The organism is Rhodococcus opacus B4 (genome assembly GCF_000010805.1).
Taxonomy (GTDB): domain Bacteria; phylum Actinomycetota; class Actinomycetes; order Mycobacteriales; family Mycobacteriaceae; genus Rhodococcus_F; species Rhodococcus_F opacus_C.
Genome location: NC_012522.1, coordinates 7671784 through 7692642 on the forward strand (window position 1 = coordinate 7671784; position 20859 = coordinate 7692642).

Genomic DNA, 20859 nt, shown 5'->3' on the forward strand with positions numbered 1-20859 from the left:
ATTCTTCACGGTCGCGCGATGAGTTTCGCGGGCGGGCACGGTCTGTTCACGTAGGGCACGACACGGCGACCGGAGGAGACGGACATGGCTCGGGACACCGCACCGGACTGGGTGGCGGCGCAGCGACGTGATGTGGCGTCGATGCTGGCGGAACTGACCCCGGAGCAATGGGACGCGCCGTCGCTGTGCGCGGGATGGCGCACCCGGGAGGTGATCGCGCACATCACCCTGCCGTACCGCCTGTCGACGCCGCGGTTCGTGCTGGGAATGGTGAAGGCGCGCGGCAACTTCAACCGGATGTCGGACGCACGGGCCCGCGAGGACGCGCGGACCCTGACCGCCGACCAACTGCTGCGCACCCTGGAGGACAACGTCGCGCACCCGTGGAAGCCGCCGGGCGGCGGTTTCGAGGGGGCACTGTCCCACGACGTGATCCACGGCCTCGACGTGTCGGTCGCGCTCGGTCTGGGCCTGCGGGTCCCGAATGATCGCCTCGACCGGGTCCTCGGCGGCGTCGGCCCGAAGCACCTGAAGTACTTCGGCGTCGACCTCACGGGGGTGCAGTTGACGGCGGACGATCGAACCTGGACCTTCGGTGCGGGCGCGCCGCTGCGCGGATCCGCCCAGAACCTGCTCCTCGTGCTGTGCGGTCGCCGGTTGCCGCCGGGGCATCTGAGCGGGGAACCGAGCGCACGGTTCACGGCGCCGGGGTGAGCCCGGGCCAGGCGGGGGCGTCGCCGCCCCAGCGCCGGGCCGGGAACGGGTAGTCGTCGAATTCGGCCAGCGCGGGGCGGGCGGTCACCAGGTCGCCGTGCGCGGTGAGGCAGCGGGGTCCGGGCACCGCCGGCGGCGGCGGATCCGGGGATCGGCCGCCCGCGCTGAGCAGCCACGCCCCGGTCCGGGCCAGGGACACGTCGACGGACCGGCCGTGCCCGTCGGTGTGCCCGGCGGCGAGGGCGTCGACGATGCCGGCGGCGAGCAGATACCCGGTGGCGTGATCGAGTGCCTGCGCGGGCAGCGCACCCGGGGTGTCGCCGCCTTCGATCGTCGCGATTCCCGACGCCGCCTGGACGATGCTGTCGAATCCGCGGCGGTCCGCCCAGGGGCCGGAGCCGCCCCACGCGCACACCCGTCCCCGAACCAGATGCGGCGGGGCGTGGTCGAGGAGCCCGTCCAGCGCGCCCGGACGGTAGCCGGTGACGACCACGTCCGCGTCGGCGAGCAGGCGGTCCCACACCGCTCGCCCGTCGGCGGACCGCACGTCGAGCAGCGCGGACCGCTTGCCCTGCCCGGTGTCCCGGTGCTGCACGGCGATCTCCGGGATCGACGGCGGATCGATCCGCAACACCTCGGCGCCGAGCATCGCCAGCGTGCGGGTGGCGACGGGGCCGGCGATCACCCGGGTCAGGTCCAGCACCCGCACCCCGCTCAACGGGAGACCGCCGGGCACCCGGCGGGACCGATGCCCCGTCCCGAGACGGGAACTCTCGGTGTGCACCACCGTGGACACGAGGTCGCCGGACGCGGCGGCCGCCCCCTGCGGGCTCGCCGCCCACTCGTCCGCGGTCCGCACCCGCGCCGCGATGGCTTGCGCGGCGGCGGCCCGGTCCTCGACGTCGGCGGCGGTCAGGCTGCCGATCCGGGTGGCCACCGCGTCCCGGCCGGCGTCATCGGACAGGTCGAGCGCCGTCAGCAGCCGCCGGCGATGGTGCGGGTAGTTGGCGTGCGTCCGCACCCAGCCGTCCGCCGCCGCGAAGAACCCCGACAGTTCCGCGAAACCGGACACCGGGGCACCCGCTACCCGCAGCAGCCGATCGCTCGCGAACGACGCGGCGATCCGCTCCGGGTCGAGCCGCCACGTACGGGGCGCACGGCCGTGCACGGCGTCGAGCCGGTCGACGGCACCGGTGACGGCGGACAGCGACCCGGCCGCCAGCGCGTACACGGGGAGGCGGGCCGCCAGGTAGTCCCCGGCGTCGTGGCCGGGCACCGGGAGAGTCACGGACCCACGGCGGCGAGCAACCGGCGGCAGCGGTCGCGCAGTGCGGCACGCAGCGGGGCGGCGCGGGCGGCCAGCGCCGACTGCTCCCGGACGTACTCGGCGCGGCCGTGCGGGGTCTCGATCGGGATCGGCGTGTACCCGTAGCCGGTCAGATCGTACGGGCTGGCCCGCATGTCGAGTTCCCGTGCGGCGAGGGCCAGTTCGAAGCAGTCGACGGTCAGGTCCGAGTCGATCATCGGTGCCAGCTTGTAGCAGAACTTGTACAGATCCATGGACGCATGTAGGCACCCGGGCTGCTCCCGCCCGAGCTGGTCGTCCCGGGTCAGCGGCACGCTGTTCCGCGGCTCGGCGGCGGGGGTGAAGAAACGGTACGCGTCGTAATGGGTGCAGCGCAGCTGCAGCGACTCCACCACGGAGTCGGTGCCGCCCGGCCCGAGCCGCAGCGGGACGCTGCCGTGCCGCACCTCCTCGGACCGGTAGACCATCGCCCACTCGTGCAGGCCGAAGCAGGACAGGTGGGTGGGCCGCCCGGTGGTCGCCTCCATCAGTCGTGCGGTGAACGCGACCGTGTCCGAGCGGCGCCGCAGGAACTCCGGGTCGACGGTGATCCCGTCGTCGGTGCGGTGGTACCCGCGGAGTTCGGCGTAGTCGTCCGCGCCGGCGAGGACGGTGCCCCACCCGGCGTGCCAGCGGAGCAGCTGGTTCGGCCGGTAGCTGTAATAGGTGAACAGGAAGTCGTTCACCGGGTGGGTCTCCCCGCGCTCGCGCCGCTCCAGGTGCGGCCCGATCAGCGCGGACACCCTCGCCCGGTGCCGGTCGCGGCGAGGGACCCATTCCGACGCGTCCAGTACGTTCATCCGATCAGCTCGTTCGCTGTCCCGGATTGACGCCGTTGTTGCGGTGGGTGCCGTCCCGGACGGTGCCCACGTATTCCTCGACGAGGTCCTCGAGGGCGACGATGCCGACGATCTGCCCCGACGGGTCCGCCGCCGCACCCAGATGGGAGCTGGCGCGGCGCAGACTGGCCAGTGCCTCCGCGAGCGGGGTGGTGGTCGACATGCGCGGCAGCGGGCGGATGTCCGACCGCGGAATCAGGGTGTCGGGTCCGGCCTCCTCGTCGAGGATGTCGTCGAGCACGTCCTTCAGGTGCAGGTACCCGACCAGCGACCCGTCCTCGGCGCGCACCGGGTACCGGGAGTAGCCGGTCTCGACGACGGCCTGCTCGATGGCGCCGAGCCGGGTGCCGCCCCCCGCCAGGGGGATGGTCCGTGCCTCGCTCAGGGGGATCATCACCTCGGTGACCGTGCGGTCCGTGGTCTCCAGCGCCTGGGTGAGCCGACGATGCTCCTCCGCGTCTATCAGCCCCTCGGACCGGGATTCGCCGATCATCTCGGACAGTTCGACCGCCGACACGGTGACGTCGAGTTCGTCCTTCGGCTCCACCCGCAGCAACCGCAGTGTCAGGTTGGCGCACAGGTTGTAGAACGAGATCAGCGGCCGGGCCAGCTTGATGAACACCAGGTGCAGCGGAACCAGCAGCATCGCCGTCCGCTCCGGGCCCGCGAGGGCGATGTTCTTCGGCACCATCTCACCGAGCAGGATGTGCAGCACCACGACGAGCGCCAGCGCGACCGTGAACGCGATCGGATGCAGCAGCCCGGCGGGCAGCCCGGCCGCGTGCAGCGGCACCTCGAGGAGATGCGCGATCGCCGGTTCGGCGACCTTGCCGAGCAGGATCGAGCAGATGGTGATGCCGAGCTGCGCGGCCGCCAGCATCAGCGACAGGTTCTCGCCCGCGACGATCACGGTGCGGGCGCGTTTCTTGCCCTGCGATTCGAGAGCCTCGAGCCGGTCGCGGCGGGCCGAGATCAGCGCGAACTCGGCCCCGACGAAGAAGGCGTTGCCCGCGAGCAGCACGAACGTGAGCAGCACACCGAAGAGGTCACTCATTTTCGTCCTCCTCGCTGCCGGTGTCGGTGGTCTCGTCGGGTTTCGGGGTGAGCAGCACTCGGTCGATGCGCCGGCCGTCCATGTGGGTCACGGTGGCGACCCACCGGCCGCCGGGGTGGTGCGCGCCCTCGGGCAGCGGGAGCTGCACCTCGTCCCCCTCGTCGGGGATCCGGCCGAGTTCGGTGAGCACGAGACCGCCGAGGGTTTCGTATTCTCCCTCGGGTGCGGTGTAGCCGGTGGTCTCGGAGACCTCGTCGACGCGCAGCAGCCCGGAGCACGACCAGCCGTCGCCGATCCGCTGGACGTCGATCTCCGGTTCGTCGTGCTCGTCGCGGACGTCGCCGACGATTTCCTCGATCAGGTCCTCCATCGTGACCATTCCGGCGGTGCCGCCGTATTCGTCGACGACGAACGCGACCTGCATGCCGTCGGACCGGATCCGTTCCATCAGAGTGTCGCCGTCCAGGCTGGACGGCACCACCGGCACCTTCTGGGCCAGCGTGTTCAGGCGGGTGGTGCGGCGGCGCCCCGCGGTCACGGCGAACGCGTGCTTGATGTGGACGATGCCCACGGCGTCGTCGAGGTCGCCGTCGACGACCGGGAAGCGGGAGAACCCGGTGCGGGCCGCGGTGTCGATCAGGTCGGCCACCGTGTCCGTGGTGGACAGGGTCTCGATCTTCACGCGCGGGGTCATCAGTTCCTCCGCGGTGCGTTCGCCGAAGCGCAGCGAGCGGTTGACCAGCAGCGCCGTGCCCTTGTCGATGGCGCCGCGCTGCGCGGACGTCCGCACGAGCGACCCGAGTTCCTGCGGGGACCGCGCGGACCGTAGTTCCTCGGCCGGTTCGATGCCGAGGCGCCGCACCAGCCAGTTCGCGCTTCCGTTGAGCCCGTTGATGGCCCATTTGAAGATCAGCGAGAACGCGGCCTGCATCCCGGCCGTGGCCCGGGCCGTGGGCAGCGGGTGCGCGATGGCGAGGTTCTTCGGTACGAGTTCGCCGAACACCATGGAGAACGACGTCGCGAGAATCAGGGCGATCACCAAAGACGTTGCTGCGGCGGCAGATTCACTGAACCCGATCGCAGACAGCGCCGGATTGATGAAGCGTGCGAGGACGGGTTCGGACAGGTAGCCGGTGATCAGCGTGGTGATCGTGATGCCGAGCTGGGCCCCCGACAACTGGAACGACAGGGTGCGGTGGGCGTGCTGCACCTGCCGGGCCCGCCGGTCACCGGCGCGGGCGTGCGCGTCGACGGTGCTGCGTTCGAGGGCGGTGAGGGAGAACTCGGCCGCCACGAACAACGCGGTACCCGCGGTCAGGGCGAGAAAGCCGAGCAGGGCGAGAATGCTGAGCGCGATGTCCATGGGTCATCGCCGCCGAGCGGAGGAACGGGGGTCGCCGGGTTTGTCACCCGGCTCGGTAGAGGAGCCCTCCGAACCGGCGGAATCGGAGTCCGATTCCACGGAGCAGGAGGACACGACACTCCCGGAGACGGCGGGTGGGGCGCTTGCTGCGTGTGTGGGTGCCGCGGGCACCGGAGTCCTCTCGTTCGGCCTCGACGGCCCGGACGGGTCCGGCGCCGAGAACTGGTGGGGTTGAGCGACCCATGATACCGGGGGATGTCCGGTTCCGTGGAACAGGACACCCACCGGCACTTCAGGATGCGGTCGTCACCAGCCGGCCGGCAGCGGACGGCCCTCGGCGAACCCGGCGGCCGACTGCACCCCGAGTACGGCCCGCTCGTGCAGTTCCGCCAGCGTCCGCGCGCCCGCGTAAGTGCAGGTGCTGCGCACCCCGGAACAGATGTGGTCGATCAGGTCCTCGACGCCGGGACGTTCCGGGTCCAGGCGCATCCGGGAACTCGAAATACCCTCCTCGAACAGCCCTTTCCGGGCCCGGTCGAACGCGGTGTCGGTGGCGGTGCGCGCCGCGACCGCCCTCTTGGAGGCCATCCCGAAGCTTTCCTTGTACGCGTTGCCGGACTGGTCCACGCGCAGGTCGCCGGGCGACTCGTAGGTGCCGGCGAACCACGACCCGATCATCACGTTCGACGCACCCGCGGCCAGGGCGAGCGCCACGTCGCGGGGGTGACGGACGCCGCCGTCCGCCCACACGTGCGCACCCATCGCGCGGGCCTGGGCGGCGCATTCCTCGACGGCGGAGAACTGCGGCCTGCCGACCCCGGTCATCATGCGGGTGGTGCACATCGCGCCCGGCCCGACCCCGACCTTCACGATGTCGGCGCCCGCGTCGATCAGGTCCCGGGTGCCGGCGGCGGACACGACGTTGCCGGCGACCAGCGGCACCCCGAGGTCGGCCTTCTTCAGTGCCCCGAGGACGTCGATCATCTTCTGCTGGTGGCCGTGCGCGGTGTCGACGACCAGCAGGTCCGCGCCTGCGTCGACGAGGGCGCGCGCCTTCGCGGCGACGTCGCCGTTGACCCCCACGGCCGCGGCGACCCGCAGTTTCCCGTCGCCGTCGACGGCGGGCTGGTAGATGCCGTCCCGGATGGCGCCGGTGCGGGTGAGGACACCGGCGAGGGTGCCGTCCGGGTGCACGAGCACGGCGAGGGCGTCGTGGGTGCCGTCGAGGAGTTCGAACACCTCCCGCGGCGACGCGGAGACGGGGGCGGTGACGAAGTCGGTGAGCGCCACCGCGCGCAGCCGCGCGAACCGGTCGACGTCCGTGCAGGAGGCTTCGGTGACGACGCCGACGGGGCGATCGTCCTCGACGACGACGACGGCGCCGTGCGCCCGCTTCGGCAGCAGCGCCAGCGCGTCGGACACGGCCGCGTCGAGGCCGAGGGTGACCGGGGTGTCCGCGACCAGGTGCCTGCTCTTGACGAAGGACACGGTCTCCGCGACGGCCCGGGCGGGAAGGTCCTGCGGGAGGACCACCAGACCGCCACGGCGGGCGACGGTTTCGGCCATCCGCCGCCCGGACACCGCCGTCATGTTGGCGACGACGATCGGGATGGTGGTGCCCGACCCGTCCGCGGTGGCGAGGTCGACGTCGAAACGCGACGTGACCTCGGTGCGGTTCGGCACCAGGAAGACGTCGTCGTAGGTCAGGTCATAGGGTGGGCGATGCCCGTCGAGGAACTGCACATGTCAGGACGATACCGGGGAAATTGCGGTGGTGTCGGATGTCCGCTGGGCCTGCGACCTGGACAGTCCGATCGTGGCCACCAGCATCACCGCGACCGAGCAGCCGACCACCACGAGGCCGGGGCCGGCGACCCGCAGGCGTTCGTCGAGGACGGTCATGCCGAGGAACACGGCGGCGAGGGGTTCGGCGATGGTCAGCGCGGGCAGCGACGCGGACAGCGGGCCCACCTGGAAGCCGCGCTGCTGCAGATACACCCCGGCCAGTCCGGCGGCGACCAGCGCCCACGCCTGCCAACTGCTCAGGACCGCCCCCAGCCCGCGGGGGACGAGTTCGACCACGTACTTGGTGAACGCGACCGCCACCCCGTACAGGATGCCGCCGGCCCCGCCGAGCAGCAGTGCCCGCCACCCGGGGTCGATCTTCGTCATTCCCGCCGCGGCCGCGGCCGCGACCACGGCCAGCAGTATGCCGAGGGGCACCACCCATTCCCGGAACGGGGCGTCGATGTTCCCCTCGGTGGGGTCGCCGATCACCAGGAAGATCGCGAGTGCGACGGCCAGCGCGACGGCCAGCGCCCACGTGGTGCGGCTGAGCCGGTACCCGGAGAACTTCGCCGACAGCGGCAGCGCGAACAGCAGCGCCGTGACCAGCAGCGGCTGCACGACGAGCACCGACCCCAGCGCCAGCGCCACCGCCTGCATCACGTAACCGCCGCCGTCCCCGACGAAACCGGCCCACCAGCGGGGACTGCGCACCAGGGTGGACATCAGCGCCGCGTCCTCGGGGACCGCGGATGCCGCACTCTGCTGCGCGACCGACGCGCACGCGAACAGCAACGCCGCGATCAGCGCGCACACGATCGACGCGAACGGCAGGGACATGCCTCTCAGTGTGCCCCGCGGTTGCGGTGTCCGTGGGGAGTTGACGCAGGTCCGGGTTTCCGGCCGCGCCGCGCACCCGACCGGGCCGCTCCGCCGTCCCCGGGCCTGCCGCGGCGGGCGGCGCGGCCCCCGGGGTCGTGCACCTGCCTGCCTTTCTTCGGGGTGTCCTGCGCCGGTGCCCGGGTGTCCGGTGCGGGAACCGCCTTCCCGGTGGGGCGCCGGGCGCCGGTGATCTCGGCCAGCACCCGATCACCCGGCCGCACCGGGGTGGCGGTGATGTCGAGACCGGCCTGGCGGGTCAGTTTCTCGACCGCGGCCCGTTCGTCCTCGGTGACGAGGGTGACCACGACGCCGGACTCGCCCGCGCGGGCGGTGCGCCCCGCCCGGTGCAGATAGTCCTTGGCCTCGGTGGGCGGGTCGACGTGCACGACGAGAGTGATGCCGTCCACGTGGATGCCGCGGGCCGCCACGTCGGTGGCCACCAGGACGGGGGTGGTGCCGTCGGCGAACGACGCCAGGGTGCGGGTGCGATTGTTCTGGGCCTTGCCGCCGTGCAGGGCGCCCGCCGCGACGCCGGCGGCGTGCAGTTCCTGCGCCACCCGGTCCACGCCGTGCTTGGTGCGCACGAACATCAGCGTCCGCCCCGGCCGTGAACCGATATGTGCCACAACGGAATACTTGTCCCGTCGGTCGACGTACAGCAGGTGGTGCCGCATCGTCGGCACCGCCGCCGCGGCCGGTGCCGTCGAATGCGTCACCGGCTCGTGCAGGTATCGGCGGACGAGGGTGTCGACGTCCCCGTCGAGGGTCGCCGAGAACAGCAGCCGCTGCCCCCCGGCCGGGGTCTTGTCGAGGATCGTCGTGACCTGCGGCAGGAACCCCAGATCGGCCATGTGGTCGGCCTCGTCGAGCGCCAGCACCGTCACGTCGTCCAGGGACACCGAGCCCTGCGCCAGGTGGTCGGCGAGGCGCCCCGGCGTCGCGACCAGCAGGTCGACACCCCGCGACAGCGTCTCGGCCTGCCGTTTGATCGGAACCCCGCCGACGACGTTCGCCACCCGCAACCCCACCGACAGGGCCGGCTCGTCCAGCGCACGCTCGATCTGCAGGGCCAGTTCGCGGGTGGGGACCAGCACGACGCCGCGCGGGTAGCCGCGCCGGCTCGCGGCGCCCTTGAGGCGCACGAGCATCGGCAGCCCGAACGCGAGGGTCTTCCCGGACCCGGTCGGGGCCCGGCCCAGCACGTCGCGGCCCGCGAGGACGTCGGGAATGGTGGCCGCCTGGATCGGGAACGGTGCGGCGATGCCGCCGCGGTCGAGAGCGTGGGTCATCACCGCGGGGAGACCGAGCGCGAGGAACGTCTCACCCACCGGTGCGGGCGAGGAAAACTCGTGATCGGGCATACCGGAAGGCTACCGCCCGCGACGAGGGTCTCCCGACGCCGCGGCCGTGACGCACGGCGGGTGCGTCACGGCCGCGGACAGGGCGCGGACGCGGCTCAGGCCTGCACTTCGCTGCGGTCACCGCTCCACAGGGTGTGGAACTTGCCCTCGGCGTCGACCCGCTCGTAGGTGTGGGCGCCGAAGAAGTCGCGCTGACCCTGCGTCAGCGCTGCCGGCAGCCGCTCGGCGCGCAGGGCGTCGTAGTAGGACAGCGAGGACGCGAACGCCGGCACCGGGATTCCCAGCAGGGTCGCGGTGGAAACGACGCGGCGCCAGCTGTCGATGGCCGTCTCGATGGCGTCCCGGAAGTACGGGGCCAGGATCAGGCTCGGCAGCTTCGGGTTCTCGTCGTACGCCTCCTTGATGCGGTTGAGGAACCGGGCGCGGATGATGCAGCCACCACGCCAGATCGTCGCGAGGTCGGCGGGGTGCAGGCCCCAGTCGTATTCGGCGCTGCCGGCCGCGATCTGGTCGAATCCCTGCGCGTAGGCCACGACCTTCGACGCGTACAGGGCCTGCCGGATGTCCTCGGTGAACTGGGCGGCGTCGGCAGGCTTGTCGGCCAGTGCACCGGAGGCGAGACCGACCGCGGCCTTGCGCTGCTCGCGGGACCCGGACAGGGCGCGGGCGAACACGGCCTCGGCGATGCCGGTGACGGGGACACCCAGGTCGAGCGCGGACTTGACGGTCCAGCGGCCGGTGCCCTTCTGCTCGGCGGCGTCGACGATCACGTCCACGAGCGCCTTGCCCGTCTTGGCGTCCTTCTGCCTCAGCACCTCGGCGGTGATCTCCACGAGGTAGCTCTCGAGGTCGCCCGCGTTCCAGTCGGTGAACACGTCGGCGACCTGGTCGGCGTCGTAGCCGAGGGCGTCGCGGAACAGGTTGTACGCCTCACCGATCAGCTGCATGTCGGCGTACTCGATGCCGTTGTGGACCATCTTCACGAAGTGCCCGGACCCGTCGGGGCCGATGTGCGTGCAGCAGGGGGTGCCGTCGACCTGCGCGGCGATCGACTCGAGCAGCGGGCCGAGGGCCTCGTACGACTCCTTCGGTCCGCCCGGCATGATCGACGGGCCGTTCAGCGCGCCCTCCTCGCCGCCGGAGATGCCGGCGCCGACGAAGTGCAGGCCACGGTCCCGGAGGGCGGCCTCGCGGCGGATCGTGTCGGTGTACAGGGCGTTGCCGCCGTCGATGATGATGTCACCGGGCTCCATCGCGGAGGCGAGTTCCTCGATGACGGCGTCGGTGGGGTCGCCGGCCTTGACCATGATCAGCACGCGGCGCGGCTTTTGCAGCGCTGCCACGAATTCCTCGATCGTCTCCGTGCGGACGAAGTCGCCCTCACTGCCGTGCTCGGCGATGAGGGCGTCGGTCTTGGCGATGCTGCGGTTGTGCAGCGCGACCGTGTGACCGTGCCGGGCGAAGTTGCGGGCGATGTTCGAGCCCATGACGGCCAGTCCCGTGACGCCGATCTGCGCGCGGGCACCCTCAGTGTTGTCGATAGTCATGGATACAGCATTCCCTCTCGCTCGGCGGTAGTGAAATCGGCGGCTACGAAAAGCTCGACCGCCTAAGCCAAACACACGAGGGCCGGCCGTCGCACATGCGACGGCCGGCCCTCGTTCTCACGGCATTGCTCGATCAGCTGCGGCGCTCACGGCGCGGGCCGTCGAAGCCGTCGTACGAGCGACGGTCCGTGCGGCTGCGGAACCCGCCGCCGGTCGACGCGGGGCGCCGCTCCGACGTGGCCGTGGGGCGCCGATCGTCCCGGCGATCGTCGCGGCGGAACCCGCCTGCGGCGCCGCGGTTGTCGCCGAAGTCGCGGCGCGGTGCGCTGCGGTCGAAGCTGCGCTCGCCGGAGCCGCGGTGGCTGTCGCCGCGGTCGCCGTAGTCGCGCCGGGGTGCGCGGTCGCCGAAGTCGCGCCGGGGTGCGCTGTCCCCGAAGTCGCGGCGCGGAGCCCGATCGGAGAACGTGCGGTTGTCGCGGTCACCGCGGTAGCCGCCGCGGTTGTCGCCGTCGCGCTGGGGGCGGTCGCCCCGGTAGCCGCCGGACCGGGTGTCGGTCTGGTCGCGGCGCGGGCCCCGGCCTTCGTAGCCCCGGCCCTCGTTGCCCCGGCCCTCGAAGCTGCGGCCTTCGTAGCCGCGCCCACCGGACGGACGATCGCCGTAGCTGCGCTCGCCGCGGTCGCCTCGGTCGTTCCGGTTGCCGCGGTAGCCGCCGCCGTCGCGTCCGGCGTATCCGCCCTCGCGGCGCGGTCCGCGGTCACCGAACTTGCGGTCGCCGCCGCGTTCGCCGCGGGAGTAGGTGTCGCGCACCGGTTCTCCGCTGGGTGCCTTGGCGCCGGTGATGCTGGCCAGCTTCTCCGAGCCCGGGGTGACGGGCACGGCGGTGGCGTCGACGCCCGCCATGCCGGTCAGCCGGCGGAACGTGCGCTTCTGGTTGGGGAGCACGATCGCGACGACGGTGCCCTTCTCGCCTGCCCGGGCGGTGCGGCCCGCGCGGTGCAGGTAGTCCTTGTGGTCGGCGGGCGGATCGACGTGCACGACCAGGTCGATGCCGTCGACGTGGATGCCGCGGGCGGCGACGTCGGTGGCGACGAGCACCGGGGTGCGGCCGTTCTTGAAGCGTTCGAGGACGCGGGTGCGCTGGTTCTGCGCCTTGCCGCCGTGCAGGGCCTCCGCGGCGATGCCCACCGCGCGGAGGCGGTCGGTGATGCCCTCGCAGCCGAGCTTGGTGCGGGCGAACATGATGGTGCGGCCTTCGCGGGCACCGATTTCGGCGAGAACGTTGTCCTTCTGGCCGCGGTCGACGAGCAGCACGTAGTGCTCCATCGTGTCGACGCTGGCGCGACCGTCCTCGGTGGAGTGCTGGACGTGGTCGGGAAGGAACTGGCGGACCAGCGACTGCACCTCACGGTCCAGGGTGGCGGAGAACAGCAGGCGCTGGCCGTCGGCCGGGGTCTCGCCGAGGATGGACCGGACCTCGGGCAGGAAGCCCATGTCGGCCATCTGGTCGGCCTCGTCGAGGGCGGTGATCTCGACGGAGTCGAGGATGCAGGTGCCCTGACGGAGGTGGTCGCCGAGGCGGCCGGGGGTGGCGACGAGGATGTCGACGCCGCGGCGCAGCTGGTCGACCTGCTTGGTGAACGGGGTGCCGCCGACGGCGGGGCGGACGGTCAGCCCCATCGCCCCGGCGTACGAGTTGAGGGAGTCGACCACCTGGAAGGCGAGTTCCCGGGTGGGAACCAGCACCAGCGCGCGGGGCCGCTTGGCGGCGGGCCGATCCTCGTGGCGCGCGAGACGGGCGAGCATCGGCAGGCCGAACGCGAGCGTCTTACCCGAACCGGTCTGTGCGCGGCCGAGGACGTTGGTGCCGGCCAGCGCGTCCGGGACGGACAGCGCCTGGATCGGCGACGGGACGGTGATGGAGTTGCGGGCGAGGGCCTGCACCAGAGGTGCGGGCAGGCCGATCTCGGCGAACGTCACGGTGGCGGTGTCGGCCTCGGTGGCGTTCTGATCGGGGGTTTCGATCTCGGCCTGCTCGAGTGGGGCAGACGTCGTCTGGACAGCGTTGGTCACGCGGGTACCTCTCCGGGCATAGGGCGCGTCGCGGAGCGGGGGCTGTCATGCAGCACGCACAAAGGGACGAGCCAGGGCACATGTCACCTGGTCAATCCATTCGCGGAAGTGCGGGGAATTGGGCTGTGTGCCGTTTCAGTGTTGATGGGCCGCAGTGGCGACCGCCGACCAGTGTACGCGACGGGGCCCCCGGTTATCGAACCCGGAGGACTGTGAGCTGGGCGACTATACGGCGCTGAACAACCGGCTCAGCTCGGTGAGCCAGGGAACGGCGACGGCGATGGTCGGCACCACGAGGATGGCCACCGACGCCGCGTAGGCGGCGAGCGCCACCCGGGTGCTCTGTTCGGTGGACGCCAGGCGCTGCACCCGCAGCAGGGTGCTGGGACCGCCGGCGGCCATGGCGCCCTTCGGGGCGATCGACCCCGAGCAGGCGACGAGTGCCCGTGCCAGCGCGGTCGGCCCGGTGGCGCGGACAGCGGAGTCGTCGGCGAGCATCTCGACGAGCAGTTGCACCGATCCGAGCGCGGACTTGCTGCGCACCACGGTGGGGAAGGCGGCGTTGACGGCGGTGAAGGCCTCGAGGACGAGGTCGTGCCGGGCCCGCAGGTGGGACCGCTCGTGGGTGAGGATCGCGGTGATCTCCGCGTCGTCGAGGTTGGCGAACGTGCCCTGGCTCAGCACGACCCGCTGCCGCAGCCCGGGCAGGCAGTAGGCGATGGGCTCGGTGACGTCGAGGACCCGCAGGTCGGGGGTGCGGGCGAGGGGGGACGTCGAGTCGCAGCGGTCGAGGAGGTCGACGAGCATGCGGTGCCGGGCGCGCCGGCGGCGGGTGCGGACACCGACCTGCACGATCGCGAAGATCAGTTTGGCCCCGACGAGCAGGGTGAGCGCGAAGACCACCACGTACAGCAGCCACAGGGGCAGGCCTAGGGCGTCGATCTCGGCGACCGGTGCGGTGGTGGGGCGGCCGTCCGGTCCGGGGACGAGGAGCTGGCTGGCGATCGCGAGTCCCGAACTGAACGCGGACAGGACCGCGGCGAGGGCGATTGCCTGCCACAGCACGAGTGCTGCTCGGGGGGCGTGATGTGGCCATCGGGCTCGACTCAGCAGCGCAGGGACAGGCCCTGCGAGAAGAAGTGCGAGTACTCCGAATACCAGCGCGGTGGTGGCGTCCATGTCCTACTCATCATGCATGACGAACGTCAGCCGGCGCGAACGGTTCCCGACTGATTGTCTCCGGTGGTCCGTTCCTTGGCCTCGAGCGCGGCGAGGGCCTCGCGGAGCGCGTCGGCCTCGTCGGCGCCCACCTGGCCGACGAAGTGCACGAGGGCGGCGGCGCGGCTGCCGGACTTGTCGGCCTGCTGCAGGGCGTCCACCATGAGGCTCGCGACGAGTTCCTCACGCTGGTGCACCGGCAGGTACCGGTGGGCGCGGTCGTCGCGCTGCTGGATGACGAGGTGCTTCTTCGCCAGCCGCTGGAGCACCGTCATGACAGTGGTGTACGCGAGTTCACGGCGTGCCGCCAGTGCCTCGTGCACCTGCCGCACCGTCTGCGGTTCCGAAGTGGACCACAGGTGATCCATCACTGCGCGTTCGAGTTCGCCGAGTCCAGCCATACACCGATTCTACGGATACGACGACGCAGATACGTACTACTGGTAGTAGTAAAACTGTGTCACGGCGTGTGGTATTGGCCATACTCCGAACGGGTGGATTACGGTCGGGTCGGCCAGCGGCCGGCCCGCCGGGCAAGCTTTCGTACTCGACATCGCGGAGAGTGGGGACCTGGCGGATGAAGACCGACGACAGCGCGGCAACCGGACACGGTACGGCAGCGAGGGTCAGGGGTCGGACGGGGCGGGCCGTGGAACGGGTCTGGGGCGGGGCGCGGGGCGCGCCGGTCAGCATCTCGCTGCTGGTGGCGATCTGGATCCTGGCGATCGCCACGTCCAGCGTGATCGGCGGACCCTCCCACGAGTTGTCCCAGCACGTTGCGATCGGGATCCGGGCATTCCAGAACGGCTGGGTGTGGACGCTGCTCACTGCCGGGCTGTGGGGCGACGACGTTCTGGCGTACCTGTCGACGACCGTCCTCGTCCTGCTGGTGGCCGCACCGCTGGAACGCCGGATGGGGTCGGCGCGGTTCACCCTGGCCGCGGTCGCCACCCAGGTACTCGGCGGGTTGCTGGCGCTGTCGGTGGCCGCGGTCGCGAAGGTCGTCGACGCGAACTGGGGTTTCCGGCTGCACGTGGGGATGGCGGTCGGCCCGAGCACCTGGATCGTCGGCGCCGCGATGGTGGCCAGTTCCAACATGGGCACGCTGTGGCGGCGGCGGATCCGCGTCGGCGTCCTCGCGTTCACGATCACCCTGGCGCTGTTCAGCGGTTCGCTGCAGGACGTGGTCCGGCTGGCGGCGGCCGTGGTGGGACTGGTGATCGGCCGCTGGATCGTCGGCCGCTCCGCCCGCGGCGAGCGGATCGCGGGCACGCAGCGGGAGGGCCGGGTGCTCGTCGCGATCGTGGTGGCGGCCAGCGCCATCGGCCCGATGATCGCCGCGCTGTCCGCGGAGGCGGTCGGGCCGCTCGCCGTGCTGCGCGACCTGTTCCGGGGGGTGCCCTACACGGCCGGGGAGGTCCGCGACCTGTGCGAGGTGTCGGCGGCGGACCCCGAATGCCGGCGCGGGCTCCTCGAACTGCGCCTGTCCGGGGTCGGGCCGACCCTGCTGAGTCTGATGCCGTCCCTGTTCCTGCTCACCCTCAGCGACGGCCTCCGACGGGGCCGTCGCTTCGCGTGGGTGGCGTCGGTGATCGCCCAGGTGATCCTGCTGGTGCTGTCGCTGCTGAACTTCGCGGTCCGATTCGTCGACTCCCTCGACGAGGATTCCCTGTTCTACGGACTCGCCGACCCGAACCTGTACCGGACGCTGGTGCCGTTCCTGACCCCGCTGGCGATCCTGATCGTGCTGCTCGCGACCCGGCGGTTCTTCGACGTCTCCGCCCCGGCCGGGACGTACCGCCGGCTGGCGGGTGTCCTGGTGGCGCTCGTCGCCGGTCTCGCCGTCCTGTACGTCCTCGGCGGATTGTGGGCGCGGCACGGGTTCGACCCCCGGCCGGGGATGCCGACGCTGCTGGCCGACTTCCCGGAACGGCTGATCCCGCCCGTGTATCTGCAGTGGCTCGACCCGCGACTGCTGCCGGAGAGCATCCCCGCGACGCTGCTGTACGAGTGGACGGGAGTGGTGTTCTGGGTCGCCCTGTGCGCGCTGGTCGCCGCGACGTTCCTCAGCCCCGCCATCGGCTCGGACTCGAAGTCCACCGAACGCGCTCGCGCGCTCCTGAAGTCGGGGAGCGGGAGCCCGCTGTCCTGGATGACGACGTGGCGCGGCAACAACTACTGGTTCTCCGCCGACGGCACCAGCTACGTCGCGTACCGGGTCATCGCCGGGGTCGCGCTGACCACCGGCGACCCGGTCGGCCCCCCGGACCGGTTGCGGGACACCGTCGAACACTTCGCCGAATTCGCCGCAGGCAACGGCTGGATTCCGTGCTTCTACTCGGTGACCGGGGAGGTCCGCGACGTCACCGACGCCCTCGGCTGGAGCGGCATCCAGGTGGCGGAGGAGACGGTGCTGGACCTGGGGCAGATCGCGTTCACCGGCAAACGGTTCCAGGACGTCCGCACCGCCCTGAACAAGGCGAAGAAGTCGGGGATCACCGCCGAATGGGTCAGCTTCCCCAGCGCCCCCCGGGCGATCACCGATCAGATCACCGCGATCTCCGAGGAGTGGGTGGCCGACAAGGGCATGCCCGAAATGGGTTTCACGCTCGGCGGACTCGACGAGGTCGACGACCCGGAGGTGCGCTGCCTGATCGCCGTCGACGAGGACCGCACCGTCCACGGCATCACGTCCTGGCTGCCGGTGTACCAGGACGGGCGGGTGGTCGGCTGGACCCTCGACTTCATGCGGCGGCGAGCGGAGGGGTTCCGGCCGGCGATGGAGTTCCTCATCGCGTCCGCGGCGCTGAAACTGGAGGAGGAGGGCGCCCAGTTCCTGAGCCTGTCCGGCGCTCCGCTCGCGAAGGTCGAGCAACCCGACGGCGACGCCGACGAGCGGGAACGGTCGGAGTCGTCGAGCCTGTCGGCGGTGATGGACAGCGTGCTCGACCTGCTCGGCCGCACCCTGGAACCGGTGTACGGGTTCCGGTCCCTGCTGGCGTTCAAGTCGAAGTTCCAGCCCCGGTACGTGGCCATGCACATGACGTTCGCCGACCCGGCCGCGCTCCCCAGCATCGGCAACGCCGTCGGCAGGGCGTACCTGCCGACGGTGTCGCTGAGGCAGAGCTACCGGCTGGTGCGGACGATGATCGGGGGCCGGCGCTGACGGCCGCTACTTCGCGTCCGGTCCGCCGATCGCCCCGTACACGTGGCGGGTGCCGATCGGCACCACCAGCGGCCGGTCGGACACCGGGTCGGCGATGACCGCGGCCTCCAGACCGAACACCTCGAGCAACAGTTCAGCAGAGATGATGTCCTTCGGCGCGCCGGACGCGACGATGGTGCCGTCCCGCATGACGATCAGCTGGTCGCTGTAGCGGATCGCGAGGTTCAGGTCGTGCAGGACCATCACCACGGTGCGGCCCAACTCTTCGTGCATCCGGTCCACCAGGTCGAGGACCTCGACGGAGTGCGCCAGGTCCAGGTAGGTGGTGGGCTCGTCGAGCAGAAGGATGTCGGTGCCCTGCGCGAGGGCCATCGAGATCCATGCCCGCTGACGCTGGCCGCCCGACAGCTGGTCGACGGGGCGGTCCGCGAGGTCGGACACCCCGGTCAGTGCGAGTGCCTCGGCGACCTCACCCTCGTCGTCGGACGACCACTGCCGCAGCCACGACTGGTGCGGGTGCCGTCCGCGGGCCACCAGATCGGCGACGGTGAGCCCCTCGGGGGCCACCGGCGCCTGCGGGAGCATGCCGAGCGTGCGGGCGACGTCCTTGGTGCGCATCGACCCGATGGCCTTGCCGTCCAGCAGTACCGAACCGTTGCGGGGCTTCAACAGCCGCCCCAGCGCGCGCAGCAGCGTGGACTTGCCGCAACCGTTCGGCCCGATCACGGTGGTGATCACCCCGGTCCGCACCTCGAGGTTCAGGTGATCGACGATGATCCGGTCGCCGTACCCGAGGCTCAGGTTGTCGGCGATCAGGCGAGAGTCAGTCTGCACGGTCATGCCGAGACCTTCCGATTGTTGCGAACCAGCAGATACAGCAGGAATGGGCCACCGAGTGCCGAGGTGACGATACCCACGGGCAGCTCGACGGGCAGGATGGTGCGGGCGACGACGTCGCTGGCCACCACGAGCACGGCGCCGGTCAGCGCCGACGCGATGAGCGGCGGGCCGGCGGAGCGCACCAGCCGCAGCGCCACCTGCGGTGCGGCGAGGGCGACGAACCCGACCGGGCCGGCCGCCGCGGTGGCGATGCCGGCGAGGGCGACGGCCATGAGCAGCAGCCGGGCCTGCGACCACTGCAGCCGCACCCCCAGCGACACCGCGTTGTCGTCGCCGAGACGCAGGGCGCCCATCGTGAACGACGAGATCACCGCGTAGCCGCCGACGAGGACGACGGCGATCGTGACGGGCCACACCTGACTCCAGGCGGCGCCGTTGAGGGACCCGTTGAGCCACACCTGAGCCCGCGACGCGTCGTTGATGTCCGCCGAGATCAGCAGCCACCCGGTGACTGCGATCAGCATGGCGTTGACACCGATGCCGATCAGGATCAGCCGGTACCCCTCCACCCCACCACGCCACGCGAGGAGGTAGATGACCAGGGCGGTGAGGAGTCCCCCGAACAGGGCCGCGAGGGGGATCCCGAGGGTGGCGAGGATGCCGACGAAGCTGCCGCCGCCGCCGAGGACGATCAGCGCGACCGCGGCGGCGCTGGCACCGGACGTGATGCCGAGGATGTCGGGGCTGGCGAGGGCGTTGCGGGCGATCGACTGGGTGATGGCGCCGGCCAGGCCGAGGGCCATGCCGATGAACACCCCGGTCAGCGACCGCGGCAGGCGGAGGTCCAGGACGATGAAGTTCTGCGCCTTCGTGCCGCCACCGAACAGCACCCGCGTGACCTCGGGGATGGACAGCGGGTAGTCGCCGCGCCCGATGTTGAGGCACAGCACCAGGAACAGGGCCGCCAGCAGCGCGACGTTGACGGCGATGCCGAGGGGGCGCATAACCAGGGAGACCGGTCCGAGGCGGAACGCGGGGCGCGCCGGCACCCGGCCCGCCGGCGCGGCGCCGAGGTCGGGGCGCACGTCGTCTCGAGTGCTCACAGGCTTGCCAACTTTCTGCGCCGAACCAACGCGATGAAGAACGGTGCCCCGAACACGGCGAGCACGATTCCCACCTGCAACTCACCGGGCCTGACCACGACACGCCCGATGACGTCGGCGGTCACGAGCATGACGCCGCCGAGGAGCCCGGCGTAGGGGACCAGCCACCGGTAGTCGGGGCCGGTGATGGCCCGCGCGACGTGGGGGACGACGAGGCCGATGAACGCGATCGGACCGCACGCCGCGGTGGCCGCACCGGTGAGGAGGGTGATCGCGACGATGCCGAGCGCGCGGCTGGCCGCGATGTTGGTGCCCAGCGACCGGGCCACGTCCTCGCCGAGGCTGAGGACGTTCAGGCCCGGGGTGCTGACCAGGGCGAGGATCAGCCCGATAACCAGGAACGGCAGCACCTGCCACAGCACGTCGAAGCCGCGGCCGGCCACCGACCCGACCACCCAGAACCGGTACGAGTCGAGGCTGGACTGGTCGACGATGATGATCGCGTTGGTCATGGCCTGCAGGAAGAACGCGACGGCGGCGCCGGCGAGAGCCAGGCTCAGTGGGCTCGCCGCTCCGTTGCCGATCGACGACAGCCCGAACACGATCACACTGGCCGCGAACGATCCGGCGAACGCGAACCACAGGTATTCGCTGGGCGCGCTGAACCCGAACAGGTACATCGACAGCACGACGAGGAACGCGGCGCCGGCGTTGAGACCGAGGAGTCCGGCGTCGGCGAGCGGGTTGCGGGTGTGCCCCTGGATGAGGGCGCCCGCGACACCGAGCGCCATCCCGACGACCAGACCCAGCACGGTGCGCGGGCCGCGCAGCGTGCGCACGATGATGTCGGTCTGCGAGCCGTCCGGATCGACCAGGGCGTGGAAGATCTCCGCGAACGACAGCGGCCGCGCCCCGACCGCGACGCTGGCGAGCAGGACCAGTCCGAGCAGGATCACCAGGACGCCCAGCCCGATCAGCCGGCGGCGGCGGATCGCGGCGACGCTGACGTCCTTCTCGCGGACGGCGAATCCCTCGGCGGTGGCGGTGCTTTCCCGCACGACCTCGGTGCCGGTGCGCCGGAACGCCCGCTGCAGGGACCGTGTCGGACCGATCGCGTCTCCGGTGTGGGTGTCGCGGGTGACGAGGCCGACCCAGCCCTTGCCCGAACTCTGCCCGGTGTTGCCCTCGCGGAATCCGCGGTTCCACAGGGCGAGTCCCAGCGCGATCGCGACGGCGGCGCCGCCGAACACGACGCGGTCGGCCTCCCCGCCGCCGTTGTCGTCGCGGAGGGAGTCGACGATGTACCACCCGAGAACGAGCGGGATGGCCACTATCCCGAGGTCGAGGAGTCCCGCGAGGGCCCGGAGGTACAGCGGGGCGGGACCGCGCGGAACGTCGCGCTTTCCGTAGGGCTCGTCGGTCGGCAGGTGCGGGATGTCGCTGCCGAAGTGTCTGGTCGTCGTCACTGGCGGGGGAGGCTCCTGACGTGTGTGCCTGTGCACGGGATCTGCACTGATTCAACTACTTAGGTTACGGAACCCTATCCCCGATGCCACATCCGGCGGGGCGTC

The 20859-nt window shown here is 71.5% G+C and carries 17 protein-coding genes; 3 read left to right on the forward strand and 14 right to left on the reverse strand.

The window, feature by feature from the left end; genetic code table 11:
• Window positions 1-84: 84 nt before the first annotated feature.
• A complete protein-coding gene (locus ROP_RS34900) occupies window positions 85-714 on the forward strand; it encodes a maleylpyruvate isomerase family mycothiol-dependent enzyme (protein WP_015890692.1) in 630 nt (209 codons plus the stop codon).
• Here the strand turns inward: ROP_RS34900 and ROP_RS34905 are convergent.
• From ROP_RS34905 to ROP_RS34920, 4 genes are read right to left on the reverse strand one after another with little or no spacing between them, the layout of a single operon-like run.
• Window positions 698-2002 carry a CoA transferase gene (locus ROP_RS34905; protein WP_015890693.1) on the reverse strand — a complete coding sequence of 435 codons (1305 nt, stop codon included), beginning with the start codon at window positions 2000-2002 and terminating at the stop codon, window positions 698-700. The two genes, ROP_RS34900 and ROP_RS34905, sit on opposite strands and share 17 nt — an antisense overlap.
• On the reverse strand, window positions 1999-2859 hold the full coding sequence (locus ROP_RS34910) for a hypothetical protein (RefSeq protein WP_015890694.1): 861 nt from the start codon (window positions 2857-2859) through the stop codon (window positions 1999-2001). The genes ROP_RS34905 and ROP_RS34910 overlap by 4 nt, the downstream gene beginning before the upstream one ends.
• A 4-nt stretch (window positions 2860-2863) precedes the next feature.
• Window positions 2864-3952 carry a hemolysin family protein gene (locus tag ROP_RS34915; protein ID WP_015890695.1) on the reverse strand — a complete coding sequence of 363 codons (1089 nt, stop codon included), beginning with the start codon at window positions 3950-3952 and terminating at the stop codon, window positions 2864-2866.
• A complete protein-coding gene (locus ROP_RS34920; protein ID WP_015890696.1) occupies window positions 3945-5315 on the reverse strand; it encodes a hemolysin family protein in 1371 nt (456 codons plus the stop codon). The genes ROP_RS34915 and ROP_RS34920 overlap by 8 nt, the downstream gene beginning before the upstream one ends.
• Here ROP_RS34920 and ROP_RS34925 point away from each other — a divergent pair.
• Window positions 5308-5550 carry a hypothetical protein gene (locus ROP_RS34925; protein WP_231869019.1) on the forward strand — a complete coding sequence of 81 codons (243 nt, stop codon included), beginning with the start codon at window positions 5308-5310 and terminating at the stop codon, window positions 5548-5550. The two genes, ROP_RS34920 and ROP_RS34925, sit on opposite strands and share 8 nt — an antisense overlap.
• 71 nt (window positions 5551-5621) lie before the next feature.
• On the opposite strand, the gene ROP_RS34930 is transcribed toward ROP_RS34925, so the two are convergent.
• From ROP_RS34930 to ROP_RS34960, 7 genes are all read right to left on the reverse strand, one after another.
• Window positions 5622-7058: a GuaB1 family IMP dehydrogenase-related protein gene (locus ROP_RS34930; RefSeq protein WP_015890697.1), complete on the reverse strand. Its 1437-nt coding sequence runs from the start codon at window positions 7056-7058 to the stop codon at window positions 5622-5624.
• Window positions 7059-7061: 3 nt separating this feature from the next.
• A complete protein-coding gene (locus ROP_RS34935) occupies window positions 7062-7940 on the reverse strand; it encodes a DMT family transporter (RefSeq protein WP_015890698.1) in 879 nt (292 codons plus the stop codon).
• A gap of 5 nt (window positions 7941-7945) precedes the next feature.
• On the reverse strand, window positions 7946-9343 hold the full coding sequence (locus tag ROP_RS34940; protein WP_015890699.1) for a DEAD/DEAH box helicase: 1398 nt from the start codon (window positions 9341-9343) through the stop codon (window positions 7946-7948).
• 95 nt (window positions 9344-9438) lie between these two features.
• Window positions 9439-10890: an NADP-dependent phosphogluconate dehydrogenase gene (gene gndA, locus ROP_RS34945; RefSeq protein ID WP_015890700.1), complete on the reverse strand. Its 1452-nt coding sequence runs from the start codon at window positions 10888-10890 to the stop codon at window positions 9439-9441.
• Window positions 10891-11023: 133 nt separating this feature from the next.
• Window positions 11024-12961: a DEAD/DEAH box helicase gene (locus ROP_RS34950; protein WP_015890701.1), complete on the reverse strand. Its 1938-nt coding sequence runs from the start codon at window positions 12959-12961 to the stop codon at window positions 11024-11026.
• A 225-nt stretch (window positions 12962-13186) separates the two neighbouring features.
• On the reverse strand, window positions 13187-14140 hold the full coding sequence (locus ROP_RS34955) for a M56 family metallopeptidase (protein WP_015890702.1): 954 nt from the start codon (window positions 14138-14140) through the stop codon (window positions 13187-13189).
• A gap of 26 nt (window positions 14141-14166) precedes the next feature.
• Window positions 14167-14580, reverse strand: coding sequence for a BlaI/MecI/CopY family transcriptional regulator (locus tag ROP_RS34960; protein WP_015890703.1), 414 nt, complete (start codon window positions 14578-14580; stop codon window positions 14167-14169).
• 176 nt (window positions 14581-14756) lie between these two features.
• Here ROP_RS34960 and ROP_RS34965 point away from each other — a divergent pair, with 176 nt between their 5' ends.
• On the forward strand, window positions 14757-17345 hold the full coding sequence (locus ROP_RS34965) for a bifunctional lysylphosphatidylglycerol flippase/synthetase MprF (RefSeq protein ID WP_043825997.1): 2589 nt from the start codon (window positions 14757-14759) through the stop codon (window positions 17343-17345).
• A 6-nt stretch (window positions 17346-17351) separates the two neighbouring features.
• Here the strand turns inward: ROP_RS34965 and ROP_RS34970 are convergent, their stop codons facing one another.
• The 3 genes from ROP_RS34970 to ROP_RS34980 are packed head-to-tail and all read right to left on the reverse strand — an operon-like array spanning window position 17352 to window position 20754.
• Window positions 17352-18185 (reverse strand): ABC transporter ATP-binding protein, encoded by an 834-nt coding sequence (locus ROP_RS34970; protein ID WP_015890705.1) that lies wholly within the window; start codon window positions 18183-18185, stop codon window positions 17352-17354.
• Window positions 18182-19288 (reverse strand): FecCD family ABC transporter permease, encoded by a 1107-nt coding sequence (locus tag ROP_RS34975; protein WP_043825999.1) that lies wholly within the window; start codon window positions 19286-19288, stop codon window positions 18182-18184. Before ROP_RS34975 ends, ROP_RS34970 begins: the two co-directional genes overlap by 4 nt.
• Entirely contained in the window at window positions 19285-20754 is a 1470-nt protein-coding gene (locus tag ROP_RS34980) for a FecCD family ABC transporter permease (RefSeq protein ID WP_015890707.1), read from the reverse strand. The genes ROP_RS34975 and ROP_RS34980 overlap by 4 nt, the downstream gene beginning before the upstream one ends.
• Between the last annotated feature and the right edge of the window lie 105 nt (window positions 20755-20859).

Bases quoted from the DNA above. Each gene is read 5' to 3' on its own strand.
- ROP_RS34900 (WP_015890692.1), top strand. From the start codon at position 85: ATGGCTCGGGACACCGCACCGGACTGGGTGGCGGCGCAGCGACGTGAT.
- gndA (WP_015890700.1), bottom strand. From the start codon at position 10,890: ATGACTATCGACAACACTGAGGGTGCCCGCGCGCAGATCGGCGTCACG.
- ROP_RS34935 (WP_015890698.1), bottom strand. From the start codon at position 7,940: ATGTCCCTGCCGTTCGCGTCGATCGTGTGCGCGCTGATCGCGGCGTTG.
- ROP_RS34910 (WP_015890694.1), bottom strand. From the start codon at position 2,859: ATGAACGTACTGGACGCGTCGGAATGGGTCCCTCGCCGCGACCGGCAC.
- ROP_RS34940 (WP_015890699.1), bottom strand. From the start codon at position 9,343: ATGCCCGATCACGAGTTTTCCTCGCCCGCACCGGTGGGTGAGACGTTC.
- ROP_RS34965 (WP_043825997.1), top strand. From the start codon at position 14,757: ATGAAGACCGACGACAGCGCGGCAACCGGACACGGTACGGCAGCGAGG.
- ROP_RS34970 (WP_015890705.1), bottom strand. From the start codon at position 18,185: ATGACCGTGCAGACTGACTCTCGCCTGATCGCCGACAACCTGAGCCTC.
- ROP_RS34960 (WP_015890703.1), bottom strand. From the start codon at position 14,580: ATGGCTGGACTCGGCGAACTCGAACGCGCAGTGATGGATCACCTGTGG.
- ROP_RS34915 (WP_015890695.1), bottom strand. From the start codon at position 3,952: ATGAGTGACCTCTTCGGTGTGCTGCTCACGTTCGTGCTGCTCGCGGGC.
- ROP_RS34955 (WP_015890702.1), bottom strand. From the start codon at position 14,140: ATGGACGCCACCACCGCGCTGGTATTCGGAGTACTCGCACTTCTTCTC.
- ROP_RS34920 (WP_015890696.1), bottom strand. From the start codon at position 5,315: ATGGACATCGCGCTCAGCATTCTCGCCCTGCTCGGCTTTCTCGCCCTG.
- ROP_RS34925 (WP_231869019.1), top strand. From the start codon at position 5,308: ATGTCCATGGGTCATCGCCGCCGAGCGGAGGAACGGGGGTCGCCGGGT.